This window comes from Desulfomonilaceae bacterium (genome assembly GCA_041662605.1).
Lineage (GTDB): Bacteria > Desulfobacterota > Desulfomonilia > Desulfomonilales > Desulfomonilaceae > CAJBEZ01.
Map to the genome: position 1 here is coordinate 1 of JBAZSD010000022.1, position 15,373 is coordinate 15,373.

The 15,373-nt window shown below is 46.8% G+C and carries 14 protein-coding genes; 2 read left to right on the forward strand and 12 right to left on the reverse strand.

Translation table 11 applies throughout. The annotated features are described in order from the left end of the window. Nucleotides 1–441: 441 nt before the first annotated feature. Nucleotides 442–804 (forward strand): dienelactone hydrolase family protein, encoded by a 363-nt coding sequence (locus WC647_15105; protein MFA6223636.1) that lies wholly within the window; start codon nucleotides 442–444, stop codon nucleotides 802–804. Nucleotides 805–845: 41 nt separating this feature from the next. On the opposite strand, the gene WC647_15110 is transcribed toward WC647_15105, so the two are convergent. Next, the gene (locus tag WC647_15110) at nucleotides 846–1,310 is read right to left on the reverse strand and encodes a C-GCAxxG-C-C family protein (GenBank protein MFA6223637.1); all 465 of its coding nucleotides are present in this window, start codon (nucleotides 1,308–1,310) and stop codon (nucleotides 846–848) included. A gap of 416 nt (nucleotides 1,311–1,726) precedes the next feature. On the opposite strand from WC647_15110, the gene WC647_15115 reads away from it, so the two are divergent. Continuing rightward, on the forward strand, nucleotides 1,727–2,644 hold the full coding sequence (locus WC647_15115) for a diguanylate cyclase (GenBank protein ID MFA6223638.1): 918 nt from the start codon (nucleotides 1,727–1,729) through the stop codon (nucleotides 2,642–2,644). An 88-nt stretch (nucleotides 2,645–2,732) separates the two neighbouring features. Here WC647_15115 and WC647_15120 read toward each other — a convergent pair whose 3' ends face one another. The 11 genes from WC647_15120 to WC647_15170 all read right to left on the reverse strand — a co-directional run bounded on the left by WC647_15120 (nucleotide 2,733) and on the right by WC647_15170 (nucleotide 15,128). After that, on the reverse strand, nucleotides 2,733–3,503 hold the full coding sequence (locus tag WC647_15120) for an alpha/beta hydrolase (GenBank protein ID MFA6223639.1): 771 nt from the start codon (nucleotides 3,501–3,503) through the stop codon (nucleotides 2,733–2,735). Nucleotides 3,504–3,548: 45 nt separating this feature from the next. Further along, nucleotides 3,549–4,775 carry a glucose-1-phosphate adenylyltransferase gene (gene glgC / locus WC647_15125; GenBank protein MFA6223640.1) on the reverse strand — a complete coding sequence of 409 codons (1,227 nt, stop codon included), beginning with the start codon at nucleotides 4,773–4,775 and terminating at the stop codon, nucleotides 3,549–3,551. Nucleotides 4,776–4,789: 14 nt separating this feature from the next. Then, nucleotides 4,790–5,143 carry a response regulator gene (locus tag WC647_15130; GenBank protein MFA6223641.1) on the reverse strand — a complete coding sequence of 118 codons (354 nt, stop codon included), beginning with the start codon at nucleotides 5,141–5,143 and terminating at the stop codon, nucleotides 4,790–4,792. Nucleotides 5,144–5,266: 123 nt separating this feature from the next. Beyond that, a complete protein-coding gene (locus tag WC647_15135) occupies nucleotides 5,267–5,947 on the reverse strand; it encodes an ABC-type transport auxiliary lipoprotein family protein (GenBank protein MFA6223642.1) in 681 nt (226 codons plus the stop codon). 53 nt (nucleotides 5,948–6,000) lie between these two features. Next, nucleotides 6,001–6,873 (reverse strand): MlaD family protein, encoded by an 873-nt coding sequence (locus WC647_15140; protein MFA6223643.1) that lies wholly within the window; start codon nucleotides 6,871–6,873, stop codon nucleotides 6,001–6,003. A gap of 155 nt (nucleotides 6,874–7,028) precedes the next feature. Further along, a complete protein-coding gene (locus tag WC647_15145) occupies nucleotides 7,029–7,823 on the reverse strand; it encodes an ATP-binding cassette domain-containing protein (GenBank protein ID MFA6223644.1) in 795 nt (264 codons plus the stop codon). A gap of 72 nt (nucleotides 7,824–7,895) precedes the next feature. Beyond that, a complete protein-coding gene (locus WC647_15150) occupies nucleotides 7,896–9,032 on the reverse strand; it encodes an MlaE family lipid ABC transporter permease subunit (protein ID MFA6223645.1) in 1,137 nt (378 codons plus the stop codon). Between the two features lie 14 nt (nucleotides 9,033–9,046). Beyond that, entirely contained in the window at nucleotides 9,047–11,059 is a 2,013-nt protein-coding gene (locus WC647_15155; protein ID MFA6223646.1) for an ATP-dependent DNA helicase, read from the reverse strand. Nucleotides 11,060–11,102: 43 nt separating this feature from the next. Beyond that, nucleotides 11,103–12,515, reverse strand: a complete 1,413-nt coding sequence (locus tag WC647_15160; GenBank protein MFA6223647.1) for a cobyrinate a,c-diamide synthase — start codon at nucleotides 12,513–12,515, stop codon at nucleotides 11,103–11,105. A gap of 3 nt (nucleotides 12,516–12,518) precedes the next feature. Then, nucleotides 12,519–13,919 (reverse strand): cobyrinate a,c-diamide synthase, encoded by a 1,401-nt coding sequence (locus WC647_15165; GenBank protein MFA6223648.1) that lies wholly within the window; start codon nucleotides 13,917–13,919, stop codon nucleotides 12,519–12,521. A gap of 24 nt (nucleotides 13,920–13,943) precedes the next feature. Next, nucleotides 13,944–15,128, reverse strand: a complete 1,185-nt coding sequence (locus tag WC647_15170) for a hypothetical protein (GenBank protein MFA6223649.1) — start codon at nucleotides 15,126–15,128, stop codon at nucleotides 13,944–13,946. Between the last annotated feature and the right edge of the window lie 245 nt (nucleotides 15,129–15,373).

Here is a 15,373-nt window from a genome sequence, read left to right on the forward strand (position 1 = left end):
ATATACCTCAGAACCGCTGTGCTACGCAAGAGATAAACGCTGTTAAATATCATAATATCAGGATGTTGTGCCAATTAAGGTCTCTATAAATTGGGGTCGGTCACGTTAAGTCCGACAGACTCCTAGATTATCGAGTTGTCCAACATCTTATAGGCGTATAAAAAGGTCTAAACAATTCTTATAAAAACATTGTTATCTGAATCTAACGCCCAACCTTCTCAAAATTTCATTCCTTAGCCCTATAAGCCTCGAGGAGATTTACCACCACAAGGCGGCCGCGTGTATAAGACCTATTCAGACTGTGTTGGGCCGTTGACGTGGACCCGTTGGTTCGTTAGTTGATCGGCGGAAATAGATGATAATGAATCGATTATTCCACGTTTAGCATCTTATCGACCGAGAGGGCGAACTCTTGGCCACGAATGATTTATGGAGGCAAACATGAGGAAAGCGGTTCAATTGCTCAGCGTTTTTTTGTTTCCTGCAATCGCATTTGCGGGACTTCAGACACAACCGGTAGCGTACAAGGACGTTGGCGTAGAGCTTGAAGGATACCTGGCATTCAAAAAAGATGTCTCGGGGCAGCAACCAGGAGTGTTGGTCGTGCCCGACTGGATGGGCGTAAGAAAACCGTACAAGGCTATCGCCGACAGACTTGCACAAATGGGTTACATCGCTGTCGTTGCGGATATTTATGGCAAGGGAGTTCGACCTTCAAATAGCCAGGACGCGTCAGCCGAAGCACAGAAATACAAATCGGACCGAAAACTCCTTCGCCAAAGGGTTCTTGCTGTTTTAGAATGAAACTGACAGCTACGATAACCTATGCCGGTTTGACCCGTTGGTTACGCCTTAGCTTGTTCGGCCACCCCACCGTCTATTATTTCAACCACCATGCGTGCCGCTGCGCCAGTGAACTCCCTACATTTGTTGGCCATTCCAGATTCTTTCCATCTTTCGCGGCCCATCGCTTCGTTGAAATCGCAACCAGTTAGGTCAAAGCAGTTGCTTGAGCCATATTGATTCTCAAAGGTGGTGAGCAATTCCCGCACTTTCAGGTATGTGTCATCAGGGGGCATGTCTGCGCTGGTCCTCCCAAATATCATTCCCAACGCCATGACGCCTCCAGTGACTGCGCCACACATTCCTTTGGAGCGTGATATCCCGCCACAAAAACCAGTCGATATTTTGGGGATAAGCGGAGAATGAGTTGCCGCGTGCTCGGCGACAGCCTGCAAGACACTTTCCGCACAATAGAAACCGGAATCGAAAAGCTGTTTCGCTCGTTTTTCAACCGCCAGGGAATTCATAGTCGTCTATCTCCGCACTTTGAGATTGTTTGTTGGATCCATCTACCAAAGAGTAATCGATAGTAACCCGTTTTGACAAGAAGGAGCCCATGCTAAAAATATGTATTGCAACAAAAGCGCATATCTTTCCGGTTACGAGCCTTTTATGGTCTCGCTCGGAACAAGTGAGCGCAACTATCACTGCAGCGGGACACTCCAGGACAAGTATATCTTTTCACCCCCCACCTTAATCTGTCTGAAAATCATCTGTATGAGAACTGGTTGAATCAAGAAAAGGCCCTTGGGCCAGGAATTTGTGAATTTTTCAACAAACAACGACATTTTTAACACCCTTCCCAATCGTTGGTTTTTGATTTATCATCCCGCTATAAGTTAGACTTAAATTTCCGTTTCGATAAATAAAGGAATTGCCGCCAGTGAGAATTCTATTGGCTGAAGACGATCCGATAACCCGTCGAATTCTGGAGGCGCAACTCAAGAATTGGGGAAACGAACTTGTAGTATGTTCGGATGGGGCGCAGGCATGGAAAGAGCTGAATTCCGAAAACGCGCCAAAGTTGGCGGTTCTGGACTGGATGATGCCGGAAATGGATGGCCTCACCGTGAGCAGGGAGATACGGAAACTAGATTCTAGACCTTATACATATATCATATTGCTTACAGCCAAGAGCCGAAAAGAGGACATCGTTGAAGGGCTGGAAGCCGGAGCTGATGACTATATTACCAAACCTTTTGATCCACAGGAACTACGCGTCCGAATCAGGGCGGCCACCAGAATCATCCAGCTCCAGGAAGATTTGATGGAGGCATTAAAAGCATCGGAATTTCAGGCTACCCATGACTCTCTGACGGGCCTGTGGAATAGATACGCAATACTCGGAATTCTGGACAGAGAGCTGGAGCGATCTCACAGGCAAAGCTCCCCTCTTGCAGTAGTCATGTCAGACATTGATCATTTTAAAAGCATTAATGACACCTACGGCCATCTGGCCGGCGACGAGGCTCTGCGCCAGACCGCCGGTAGAATAACTTCCGGGCTCAGGCCCTATGACGCAGTCGGCAGATACGGCGGAGAGGAATTCCTTGTGGTCATGCCGGGATGCGATACCGGGGACGCCGCGATTGTCGCCGAACGTTTGAGGACGTTGTTTGATGAAAACCCGATCGTGAGCGCAGAAGGAACCCTTCACGTGCGCCTTAGTTCCGGCGTAGTTGTGATCAAGGGAGAGAATCGTCCAAACACGGCGGACTCAGTGGTCAGAGCTGCGGACGATGCGCTTTATAGGGCGAAGAATCTTGGACGTAATCGGGTAGAATTTAGCGGAGAATTTTAAGATTAGGTTTCTAAGAAAGACTGGGCATACCCCTGACTGCGCCTGAACCGGTCTCGATTGCGACAATTCCTTATGATCGATGAATCGTTTAAAGGCTGTCCAGGAAGTTCTGCGTAGCCGCGTTGAACTCTTCAGGTTTTTCCATCATCGCCAGATGTCCTGCGTTGGGAATATTCACCAAGGTTGATCCAGGGATGTTGTCATTCAGAAATTTCGAATACTTGACCGGGGTAAGAAAATCTTCCGCGCCGACCAGAATCAGTGTGGGGACGGAAATTTCATGAATCCGGTTAATAACGTCAAATTTGTCACATGCGCTCAAATCTCCATGAATAATGTAAGGATCGGCCTTTTGATATTTTGCCTTCATTTCATTCCTAAGAGAATCCGTGGCTGACCTGGACAGGCAGAAGTCGGCCAAAGAGTTCAATGACAGGGCGGGTTCGTTTATCAATCCATCGAGCAGAGAAGGCAAAACCCGAAGACGGGCGCCGGCGCCTACTAATCCTAATGCCACCACCCAGGGTTTGCGCTCAAGACATATCCACTGCGAAATAGCGCTCCCGAGCGAACACCCCATAAGCGCTACTCTTTGCAATCCCAGACCAAGAACGAACTTTGCAACCCAGTCGGCGTATATTGGAACCGATGATTCCCCAGGGCCTTCGGATTCGCCATGACCTGGAAGTTCAATGGCGATGACACCACCGGGAGCTTTTATTCCCTCGAGTTGCCATTGCCAGTCGCCCCTGTCTCCTCCACTGCCGTGTATAAGTAACAACACGGTTTTGGAAACATCGATCGTGTCAACATTGCATCCATATCCAATGTGTCGTCCTTCGATCATCAAGTCAGGCATATTATCCCTTTCCGAAACGAACCAAATTGAAAAGAATTTATCGTATTAATCCAGACTGATACCCTTCGGAACTACAACAACTCCGCCAGGTGAGATGGTAAACCGTTTCTTGTCTTCGTCAGGATCGTAGCCCACAATTGCGCCATCAGGAATATTTACGTCATGGTCTATGATTGCTTTTTTAATCCTGGCGTCCTTTCCAATCCGGCATTTGTCAAGAAGCACTGAGTCTTCAATCACGCTACCTTCACCCACAACAACTCCGTGAGAAAGCACTGATTGGACTATTCGCGCCCCGGAAACCAAGCTTCCACCCGAAATTATGCAATTTACGGTTTCCACTCCAGCAGGCCTGGATGGCTCAGAAAAGTGTGAGGCCATAATCTTTGCTGGTGGGACTTGTTCCTGGTAGGTCCTGATCGGCCACTCCTGATCATAAAGGTTGAACGATGGAGTTGCTGAACACAGGTCAATATTGGCCTGCCAATAAGCGTCCACAGTTCCAATATCTCTCCAGTAAGCGCTTGATTCGTTGTTAACTTCTTTGAAACTATGAACATAAACTTTATTCGTGTCTATCATTTTGCGCACGATGTCTTTACCAAAGTCGTATGAGGAGTTCGAGTTTTTGGCGTCATCTATAACGTTTTTGACCAGGGCTTTCGTGTCAAAGATATAGACCCCCATGGACACAAATGATTTATCGGGTTTTCCCGGAACATGCTTGGGATCTGACGGTTTTTCTTCCCAATCAACGATCCGATAGTCATCGTCACAGCCTATTACACCGAACGCTTTGGCTTCTTCTCTCGGCGCCTCGACACCAGCTACGGTAAGATCAGCCCCCTTTTCGATATGGAACGATAACATGTCGTTATAGTTCATTTTGTAAACATGATCTCCGGACAAAATCAAAACTCTCTTGGGCCGCTCTCTTTGCAGGATGTGAATGTTTTGGTAGAGGCTGTCAGCGGTTCCGCGGTACCAACGGTCCACATTTCTTTGCTGAGGTGGCACACACTCGATAAACTCTCCCAACTCGTGATTGAAAATGTTCCACCCCAGTCTGATGTGGCGATCCAGCGAAACCGATCGATACTGCGTCAAGACATAAATCCTTCGTATATCTGAATTGAGGCAGTTAGAAAGAGTAAAATCAACGATTCTGTAAATGCCGCCGAATCTAACCGAAGGTTTGGCTCTGGCTTTGGTCAAAGGATAAAGACGTTCGCCTTTTCCACCAGCCATGAGTATGCACAAAGTGCTTTTCATCTCGTTTCTCAGGTTCATGCTCCGAGTAACCTTTTTATTTCTTTTTTGAGTCTGGACGTATCAGACGATTTCACAACATACGCGTCCGCTCCCCAAGTGGTGAAATCGTCCTTGTAATGACTGTAAGCGGTGTTGAGGATGACCGGAATCCCTTTGTCCATTCCGAGAAGTTTTTCTAACGTTTCAATCCCATCCATCCCGGGCATTTGTATATCTAACACGATTAAATCAGGCGGATTGCGATCCACCTCTTCCAGGGCTTCATTACCCGAATGAACAACTGAAACAGCGTAACCTTCTTCCTCCAGTTCCATCCTATACAACTCGCAAATGTGTTTTTCGTCATCAACGACAAGAATGCGTTTCATTTTGCGCCTCACGCTATAACTTGAGAACCCCTCTTTAAATAACATCTACTAAAGCGCCAAGCAATTCCAGGTTGTCAAAACTTTAATAAATTATGGAACCCGCGTCCAAAATTTTTCTGGTATTCAGTTTTTACTTATCAGGATCTTTCCTACATCATTTCTAATTTTTTCGGATAAATCCATCGATGCTTTGTCCAGCGCCTTCACTATGGACTCAGGCTTGGTATCCACGCTCGGAACCTCTACAGTGTAAAGTTTCTTGATTAGTTCACTATTGCCCGCTGACTGGTGTTCAAAATCTATTAACCTGACTTCAGCCTGAATCAGGCCGGCGCCTTTGCCGTTGTTGATCACTCCTTCAAATTTCTTCAATTGACCCTCCAGCCCATATCTATATGGAAGATTGCTGGTCTGATCAATGGCCTTTTCAAATAACCCGGAAGATTCCAGATCCCGGGTTATCAATTCGGTGATCATCTCGGAAGGATCCTGAACCCAGGCGTGGCTGCTAACACTCCTGGTATTGCCCTTTAGATTCAAAATTACGAGATATTGACTATCAACCGATGAATCCATGAGAAGACGGTATACCATTATTGTTTCCGGAATCCGGTGTTCTCTGTTCGTTTTGGGGGCTGGATAATTTATTGCGTGAAAAACCACAGCGTCCGTGTTCCATAAGGCGCATCCGGAAAACGCTAGAATTGAGGCTGCGAACAGCAGGATTCTCAAATTTTTCCGAGCTGTTAAATATGATGAATATGTTTGCAGACTATCCCTGAGTTCTGATCTATTCTGAACCATGATTTGCGAGCCGGCCAAGCTGGAATAAAAAGAAGCGCCCAAACAGGATACTATTATCTTCCGTCTCCCGCTTTCTCACCAGGCCCGAAGATTATACTGGATGGTTTGTTCTTTATCATCCGGGTAAAGTCGATCAAGTTGTCGGCGCTTCGATCTAATTTTTGTGTCAACAAACTGATGTTGTTGTCTGTCCTTCGTATCATCCTGTCTGTGTTCCTTGCCGTTTCCGTGCTCACCTGAAGGAATTCATTGGTTTTCTCCATCATTTTGGACAGCGATTTTCCTAGTTGAGCTTTTGAAAGATCATCATTGATTTTCTTCGCGGCTTCTTTTATCTCGCGAATGGCGTCCGAGGCGTCGCTTCCAATTGTATCAACTTTCGAGTCGGAAAGTATTTTATCCAGCTTTACCGAAACTCTCAGCAAATGATTAGAAATTCTTTCAATATCAAGAGCTTTGAGTTTCTGGAACACATTTTCGAGGGCGGCTCCGATTTCTTTAATGTCTGAGGCGTAAGTCGGTATAACTCTGTATCGCGGTTTAAAGTCCAACTCTATGGGTTCCTTGTATTGATCGTGTTTGAATGAATCCATCTCCAAATATTTCAATCCGGTTAAACCCAGTAGATTAATTTTAACCCCAAGATCATCAGTAACCTTGAAATTTGGGTCGAGTCCCATTACGACCTCTACCAACCTTCCGTCAGGCGCCATCTTAATCTTTTGCACCCTGCCGACAGAAACCCCTCTGAATTTCACGGGACTATCGGATTCAAGCCCCTGAACGCTCTCTGAAAAATACGCCACAACCGTTTGCGAATTTTCAAAATACCGGGAAGCGCCCAACCAGATTAAGATTGCCACAGTCAACAACAAACTCCCAATTAGAAAAAGACCGATTTTGAATTTCGTTGACTGCTTGTTCATACTCTTTTCTCCCAGAAATCAAGACAGATCCGTTATTCAGAAAGAAAGTCAATTCGTTTGGCTCAATGGCTAATTATCACACAATCAGTTCAGTTTCAGCATCATTGATGTGAAGTGTTATCGAAAGTTATTAATCGGTAGCGTTCCCGAAAAAATTAATCATTTGCGCCCTTCTTTGATGAAATTTTGTCTTCAGCGACACGTCCCCTGAAGAAGTCTCTAATCCTGGGGTCTGATGCGCTGTTCCTCAGGTCCTCCGGAGACCCCTCCCCTATAACCGTCTTTTCTACCGGGTCGAGCAGGATGGCGCGATCAGCCACTCTAAACGCGCTTCTGAGTTCATGGGTTACCAGCACAATCGTCGTGCCCATAGATGAATTTATGCTGAGGATCGTCTCGTCAAGTTCGGCGCTTGTCAAAGGGTCCAGCCCTGCGGAAGGCTCATCAAAAAAAAGAATTTCCGGATCCAGCGCCATGGCTCTAGCCAGGGCCGCCCTCTTTTGCATTCCTCCACTGAGTTCCGCTGGTGTTTTTTCGGCTGAATTCAGCAAGCCTACCAAATCCAGTTTGAGACGCACTATTTCCTCAATAACGTTTTTGGACAGAGAGGTGAATTGACGGAGCGGCAACGCAACATTTTCAGCCACTGTCATTGAAGTGAAAAGAGCCCCGGACTGAAACAGGACACCAAGTTTTCGCAATATTCCCAGGTGAGGTTGTTCATCTATAGGATCCATCTTCTGAGCGCCGTAATAGACTTCTCCACTGATCGGTTTGAGCAAACCCACCATCGCTCGAAACAAGGTTGTCTTCCCGCATCCGGACCGGCCCATGACAGCAAAAATTTCTCCCCTGGCAATTTCCAGAGAAACATCTCGAATTACGATTTCCCCGAAGTAGCCTGCAGAAACATTTCGAACTGAGATTGCTGAAATCTTGCCTTGGGTCAATTCCACCCCTTTTTGAGTTTGCCGCAATACTTGTATGAGACCTATCGCGACCCCTAAAAGTTGCTTAAAAAACTAAATTACCCAGATGCGGGGGAAATAATAAAACAACACTGCAAAGATAGCGTTGGTTACAGTTAGCACAAATATGCACGTTACGACGGCTGAAGTCGTGGAAGATCCCACACCTTCAGCGCCTCCTCTGACCTGAAATCCTCTCAGACAGCCTATCCCCGCGATCTCTATCCCAAAGACGCAACTCTTGACCAGTCCTTTCATCACATCACTGACTTCAAGGACTTTTTTTACCTGGCTAAAATAGGTCGCTGGAGTGACATCCAGGGAAAACCCCGCTACCAAACAACCACCAATTATCCCGATTATATCGGCCAGAATCGTCAGGCATGGGGCAGCAAGAGCTACAGCCAGAATTCTTGGGGCAACCAGATAAAAAATTGGATCTATCCCAAGAACCCGTAGAGCGTCTATCTCTTCAGAAACTTGCATGGACCCTATATGAGCGGCATATCCGGCGCCGGAACGTCCCGATATGATGAGACCGGTCATCAAAGGCCCCATTTCAAGACAAATTGATAAGCTCACCAGATCAGCCACGAAAATGTTGGCCCCGAATTTCCGGAGCTGGATGGCCGCTTGAAAAGCCAGGATAGCCCCCATCAGAAAGCTGAGGGTGACCACAATCGGCACTGCGTCAACACCGGCCTTTTCGAAGAGTTTTGTCAATCCGTCCCACCTTCTGGGCAAGGGTCTCTTCAACCCCGACCAGAAGGCTTCAACTATACTACCTACGAAGCTAACGATATCGTAAGCGTTGCTCCTGAGTTGGATCATTCCTTGACCTAACTGGCTCACCAGGTCAGACCCTTCTATTTCTCCCAGGATATCTCGATCGTTCTCACTTGCCGATGGATTGACGTCCAGATATCGCTTCGCGGCGGGTGGAACATTCGAAAAAATTACCGTGTTGTGGAGTTTCGTGCAACGACGGACAAAGTTTCTCATTACCGCTATTCCGGCGCCATCCAGGTAATCCACTCCCCCAAGATCCAGCCTTATGTTTTTGAGGGGTTGCGACTCCAATATTTTCGAAAGCTCTTTATCAACGGCCACAGCGTCATCCACCGAGATGTTCCCTGTAATCTCGATAAACAGTTGATCAAAAGACTCTTGCTTGAACCGTATTTCAAACATGGACATCACATTGGTCAAATTTCCGGACTTGTAGTCCCTTGGCGCTTTTGTTGAGGCGTCTTCGAACTTTTTTGGCCACTCTTTTCAAAGAAGGCTTTCACAGCTTTTAAGGACCGAGTCAAGGGACTTTTGTGGAGACTTTCAAAAAAGATCTTCCCGTAGCTCTTGGAGAGGATCCTTGTGTCCATTACACATAGGGCTCCGTGATCGTTCCGGGTTCTAATCAACCTTCCCAGCCCCTGCTTCAGGGAGATCGCCGCCATCGGGACCTGCAAAAGGAAAAAGGCGTTTTTTCCGGCTGATCTCAGCAAATCGACCCTCGTAGCTAGAATAGGATCATCCGGAGGCGCAAAAGGCAATCGATCAATGATGACGCATGACAGCGCCTCTCCCTGGACATCAACACCTTCCCAGAAGGATGCCGTGCCAAAAAGAACCGCGCCTTCGCTTGCCCTGAATTCTTCGAGCAGTTTCGTTTTTGGTTTTGTGCCCTGAAGCAGAAGAGGAAAAGGCAGCTTGCCTTTCAGGTCCTGAAAAACCTTTTCCATATTCCTGTTAGACGTGAATAGGGCAAAGGCTCTCCCTCTTGAAACTGAAAGTATTTCACCAATCGCCTTGGATAAAGCAGTAGCGAATTGATCCGAATTGGGTTCCGGAATGGACTCTGGAACGTAAAACAAGGTCTGTTTTGAATAATCGAAAGGACAATCCAAGATTCGTTCTTTCGGAGACAAGTCGCCGTTCAAACCAACGCTGGACTTAAAATAGGAGAATGAACCTCTGGTTGCGAGTGTGGCTGATGTGAATACAACACCGGGAATCTTCTCGTAAAGCCTGACTTGAAGGGATCGCCCTATTTCGATTGGACATGCGTGAGCCATAACAGTTCTATCTCTTTTTTCCGCCCATGTCGCGAAATCCCCGTTGGAAACGGGACCGAAAATCGTTTCCAACTCAATCCTTAAATCCTGGGTTCTTTGAGCTAGATTCTTCATTTCTTCGTTGGATTTCAAAAGCCCTGATATCATAGAGAATAGGCTGTTGAGGGTTTGGCTCACTTGCGCTAGAGACTCTGCTACTCGATGATCAGTAGGGTCTATCCTGATCTTCTGGCCGGGAATTTCATCAAAAATCCCGAATAGATGCTTCCCGTGGTCTTCTAATCTTCGAAGTTCCTTCTCAAATTTTTCCTCGGTTACGTCGCTTTGCGCTAACTGGAATCTGAAGTCTCTAGCGTACTTTCTAATTTTATAAAATCCGGAATGGAAGCCAAAGTGTTGCGTCACGGCTTCTTCGAATCCATGAGCCTCATCGACTATGAGAGCGTCAAAACGAGGAATCACTTCTCCACGGCCGGTCGCGCGGACAGCCAGGTCTGAAGCCAGAAGGCTATGATTGACAACCAGCAGGTCTACCTCCGCGGCTTTAGATCTCATTTTCTGAACAAAACATCGTTCAAAATCAAAACAATTTCGCCCCAAACAGGTTTCTGTGGTCGAACATATTTCAGACCAAAGCTGGCTTTCATCAGGCAGGTTTTCCAACTCAGCTCGATCTCCGTCTCCTTTGGAGCAAGTTACCTGATACCATTCAATAATTTTTTCGAGAAGTTTCTCCTCCCATTGTTCGTAAAAGCTAGGCTGTCGAAGAAAGTTCTTGAATCTTTGATGACAGATGAAATTCCCGCGCCCCTTGAGCAAAGCAGACTGAAGTCCGGGAAAGACCCGCTCTTTGACAAAGGGGATATCTTTGAAAAAAAGCTGCTCTTGGAGGTTTTTTGTCCCGGTCGATACAGCTACTCTTTTACCGCTCAACCCTATCGCCACAAGGTAAGCCAGGGTTTTTCCTGTCCCTGTTGGAGCTTCCACGATCAGAGTATCTTCGGCCATCAGGGCCGAAAGGACCTCCTCAGCCATGGCGACCTGTTGCTCCCGGTATTCATATCCCTGGATCGCCTCGGCCAGTACGCCTTTCGGTCCCAAAACAGCTTCGATCCTGTCTCTGAAATGCTCTGAAGATTTGTTCAAAATAGTTGTTTCCAATCAGTGAAATTGTTCAACACGACGCTTTTTATTGTCCACTTTTGTTTCCCACCCGGGTCTTATGATAAGTTGACGCCACCTTCAAAATGCTCTTCGCCCACTCAGGCGCTCCCAACGCATGCAAATGTAGATAAGTCCCTAAGGCGTTGTTCTTGAAAATGCCGTCGAATGAGCCTGTGATTCCATGACCCCTCGTGACCTTAAAAGCGTATGAGTTGGAGTCAGGATTTTCGGAACAGATGTATGAATAGTGAAACTCGTGTCCGCTCAGGACCGTTCCGAGAGGAAAAAATGGATTAGGAGCGATCACCTGAACAGTCATGTATCCATGACCCTGTGGCTTCCTTTCGAGGACTGTCGCAACGTCAAAAACTCCAACCATCGGGTAGGCCGAACTGTCAATTATGAGTTCTTTAGCGAGGTACATCAAGCCGCCACATTCTGCGTATACAGGCAAACCGGAATTCACGGCATTGTACAACGATTCCTTGAAAACCGTGTTCTGGGCCAATCGCTCGGCATGCGTCTCGGGAAACCCTCCTCCAATGTAAAGAGCGTCCAAATCCGGGATCGGTTGGGCTTCAAGGGCCGTTATCTCCTGTAGTTGGGCTCCTGTCGCTTCCAAAGCTTCCAGATTTTCCGGATAATAAAACTGGAAGGCCGAATCCCTTAGCACACCAATCCTCAGATTGACATGATCCGGGTCGATTTCCGGCTCAGGGCTCATCAAACCCGAACAATGCAAGGGGGCCGCCGAATTCGCCAATGCCAATAAGGCGTCCAGGTTTATATGAGACTCCGCGACATTGGCGGCTTCTTCAATCAGAGTGTTAGCGCCGGAATGTTCAAAAAGCGGCAGCAAGCCCAAATGTCTCTGCGGGAAATTGTCCATCGACATCTTGTTAACAGACCCAATGACAGGGATTGAACAATAATTTTCGATAGAATCCCGAAGAGTTTTTTCGTGTCGAGATCCAGCGACCCTATTAAGGATTACCGCCGTTAATGAACAATCAGGGTCAAGCAACTTGCATCCAAGCACAAGAGCGGCGGCCGTTCTGGTCATCTTGGAAGCGTCAACGATCAAGACCACAGGAGTCGCCAACATTTTGGCCAGTTCAGCCGAACTGTATTCCCCGGAAGCGCTGACCCCGTCGAATAATCCCCTGTTGCCCTCGATTATGGCGATGTCATGGCGTGTAGCCCTTGAAATAAATGAAGCGGTCAGAGTTTCCTTGTCAAACAGGTATGCATCAAGATTGTAACATTCTGATTGGGCCGCTTTCCCCAACCAGCCGGCGTCAATATAATCCGGCCCTTTTTTGAAGGCTGCTACGGATAAACCTCTCCTTCGCAACGCAGCGGTTATTCCGATTGTTAATAAGGTTTTTCCTGCTCCGCCCCGCAGAGCGGCTAACATTAGCCTGGGAATTTTCTGCATGTCTTACGTGTTAATCTCCTGGGCCGTATGAAACGCCCGCGCTTTTCGAACCACTGCGTCAGCCCAGGCAGGTTCACCTAGAGCATGAACATGAGCGTAAGTTCCGAGAGCGTTCTTGACTTGCAGTCCGTCATGGGCGCCATCAACCCCATGTCCCCTCAGAACGTCGAAAGGCCAGGATTGTTGATCATTATGGTCCAGTATCATTGTTGAATAATGAAACTCATGTCCCCGGAGCAATTGACCTTGACCAAAATAAGCGTTTGACGACCGTGCCCTAAGTTCCACATACCCCAGCCCCTGGGGTCTTTTGTTTAAAACAGAGCTTGCCGGGAAAATTCCTGCCATTGGAAACTCGTTGTTATCAACCACCAGTTTTTTGGCCAGGAACATAAGTCCACCACACTCCGCGTAAACAGGTCCTCCAAGCTCCACAAAAACTCTGACTGAATCCTTGAACACCAGGTTGTCAGCGAGTCTTTGCGCATTGGTTTCCGGAAACCCTCCTCCTATATACAAACCGTCGACATTTGGAAGAGGTTTTGATTCGAGGGCGCTTATTTCTATAATATCCGCGCCTCGGGAAGTTAAAGCCTCTATGTTTTCCGGATAGTAAAACTGGAACGCTGAATCCCTAAAGACACCTATTCGTACACGTGGATACAAAGAAATATTTTCTTTGTCTTTTTGATCGGATGGCGGATTAAAAAGATTCTCCGCTTGTTGGGCGATTCTTTGTATTTGATCCAAATCAAGACTGTTCTCCGCTATGCTTGCTGCTTCCTCTACAAAGGCTTTTGCCGCCGGATGTTCTTGAATGGGCAACAGGCCCAAATGTCTCTGGGGAAAATTCTTCAGCATCATGGCTGGAACAACTCCAACGACCGGAATAGCGCTGACCCGTTGTATAGATTCTCTAACAACTTTTTCGTGCCTGGTTCCCCTGATTCGGTTTAGAATTATTCCTTCAACGCGTAATTCGGGGTCAAATTCCTGACAGCCCTTTATAAGGGCTGCAGTTGTCCCTGTCATTTTCATGCAATCAATGATGATCACTGTTGGGCTTCGCAAGAGTTTGGCCAATTCTGCGCTGCTGAACGAGCCCTGGCTGTCCGTCCCGTCGAAGACACCTCTATTACCTTCAATTATCGCTACGTCTGAATTCCCGGATCTTGTTCCGAAAGAATTTAACACAACGTCCGGAGAGAACAGATATTGATCCAGATTATAACAAGGCCGACCCGCCGCCATACTGAGCCACCCGGCGTCAATGTAATCAGGTCCTTTCTTGAACACACTTATAGAAAGGCCTCTTTTGCGTAACGCGGCCGTCAACCCCACAGTTATCAGAGTTTTACCTGAACCCCCTTTAAGGGCGGCCAGGAGAATACGGGGAATATTCATTTTGCAACAATAAAGTTCCAGTTCCTAGGGAATTTGGTCTCCAGTCAAAAAGCTTTGGCAATTTTGATACACATCAAAGATATGATCAACCAGATTACTCTCTATAATCTTAAAATCAGAGGCTTTGTGATTGTACGATTCCAGAGTCTCAGCAAAAATTCCTGCCCACTCCTGTACCGTCAGGCGTCGCATGCTTTTGATAAATTCATTTATGAACGAATTTCCTGTGTCTTCCCGTAGTTTTTTTAGCGCCAAAGCATCGAGAAAGCCCTTCAGAACCGGGGCCACAAATTGCCTCGAAAGCCAGACCAGCTCGCCTGTGCCATCAATCCGGTCGAGCCTTGATCGAACACTCAGGTTAGCAAAGAAAAATATCAGAGCTTGAGTAACGCTTTTTTCTGAATCCTTGTTGAAGGTAATTCTGCTTTCGTATTGTCTGACTGTGATCAGTTTTACATCCGGCTCCGGACGCAACCTGGCGATAAAATCGCCGGCCGCCAGATGCCAAGGGTAGATCTCCCGGAAACCGCCGGGATCAAAAAAACAACTCAGGATATAAGAGACTTTTTCAATAAGCAATAATGCGACAGGAAGTTTGAATTTCTCATAACCGTTTTCCGTGTCCCACAGAATAAAATCATCCGTGGAGACGTTTTTGGGCTCGGTTACATGGAATTCGTGGTATCCTCGAAACCACTCTGCCAGAAAAATCGAATTGGGGGCCAGGCCGTCGCTTGGTTCTGAATCATGGGGCAGATTCATGAAGAAAACTTCAGGCAAGAACTTAGTTTCATTTATAGAACCTAATTCTTTCAACAGGAAAAAATCCTTTTCTATTCTTGACAAGCCTCTTTCCGTCAATGCTACGTTGGCGACAAACCAGTAATCCTGGTTTTTGGCGTGAACCCTCACGGAAGCTGGGAAATAATCCGCTCCACGTTTTTCAGCCACCAGATCTATCGAAGAAATTTTGTCACTACGTCCGCTTTTATATGAAACCAGTTTCTGAATTTGACTCAAATTCTTGAGAACAAAGGTTTGTATTCCGTCCATATAGGCTTTGTATGTGACCTCATTTTTTTTGTCATAGGGCAAGAGTTCATCTTTAGTCAAGGGGATGGTTTGTTGTAGATCCGACGAATCGAAGACCCGATCTTTTCCGTCGGGGGCTGAATACATTAAACAAAAAGCTGGAGGGCAAAGGGACATTTCATTCGCCTGTTTGGGCTGACACGACAAGTTGGATATGATTTTTCGAGACTGCCGGCTCGTGACATCAGACCGCATAAGAGTTTGCTTGTCAACTCCCACAAATTGCCATAAGATTCGCGATGTAATATACCTGTGATCTTGTTATTTACTAAAACTGTTGGGATTTTTTTCTTGACTTGATCTTATCATTTGCATTAGATTTTTAAGAATCTTCAATTCGGTGGCCTTTTTCATCCATGCTT

Bases quoted from the DNA above. Each gene is read 5' to 3' on its own strand.
- WC647_15105 (MFA6223636.1), top strand. From the start codon at position 442: ATGAGGAAAGCGGTTCAATTGCTCAGCGTTTTTTTGTTTCCTGCAATC.
- WC647_15110 (MFA6223637.1), bottom strand. From the start codon at position 1,310: ATGAATTCCCTGGCGGTTGAAAAACGAGCGAAACAGCTTTTCGATTCC.
- WC647_15120 (MFA6223639.1), bottom strand. From the start codon at position 3,503: ATGCCTGACTTGATGATCGAAGGACGACACATTGGATATGGATGCAAT.
- glgC (MFA6223640.1), bottom strand. From the start codon at position 4,775: ATGAAAAGCACTTTGTGCATACTCATGGCTGGTGGAAAAGGCGAACGT.
- WC647_15130 (MFA6223641.1), bottom strand. From the start codon at position 5,143: ATGAAACGCATTCTTGTCGTTGATGACGAAAAACACATTTGCGAGTTG.
- WC647_15135 (MFA6223642.1), bottom strand. From the start codon at position 5,947: ATGGTTCAGAATAGATCAGAACTCAGGGATAGTCTGCAAACATATTCA.
- WC647_15140 (MFA6223643.1), bottom strand. From the start codon at position 6,873: ATGAACAAGCAGTCAACGAAATTCAAAATCGGTCTTTTTCTAATTGGG.
- WC647_15150 (MFA6223645.1), bottom strand. From the start codon at position 9,032: ATGTTTGAAATACGGTTCAAGCAAGAGTCTTTTGATCAACTGTTTATC.
- WC647_15160 (MFA6223647.1), bottom strand. From the start codon at position 12,515: ATGCAGAAAATTCCCAGGCTAATGTTAGCCGCTCTGCGGGGCGGAGCA.
- WC647_15165 (MFA6223648.1), bottom strand. From the start codon at position 13,919: ATGAATATTCCCCGTATTCTCCTGGCCGCCCTTAAAGGGGGTTCAGGT.
- WC647_15170 (MFA6223649.1), bottom strand. From the start codon at position 15,128: ATGTCCCTTTGCCCTCCAGCTTTTTGTTTAATGTATTCAGCCCCCGAC.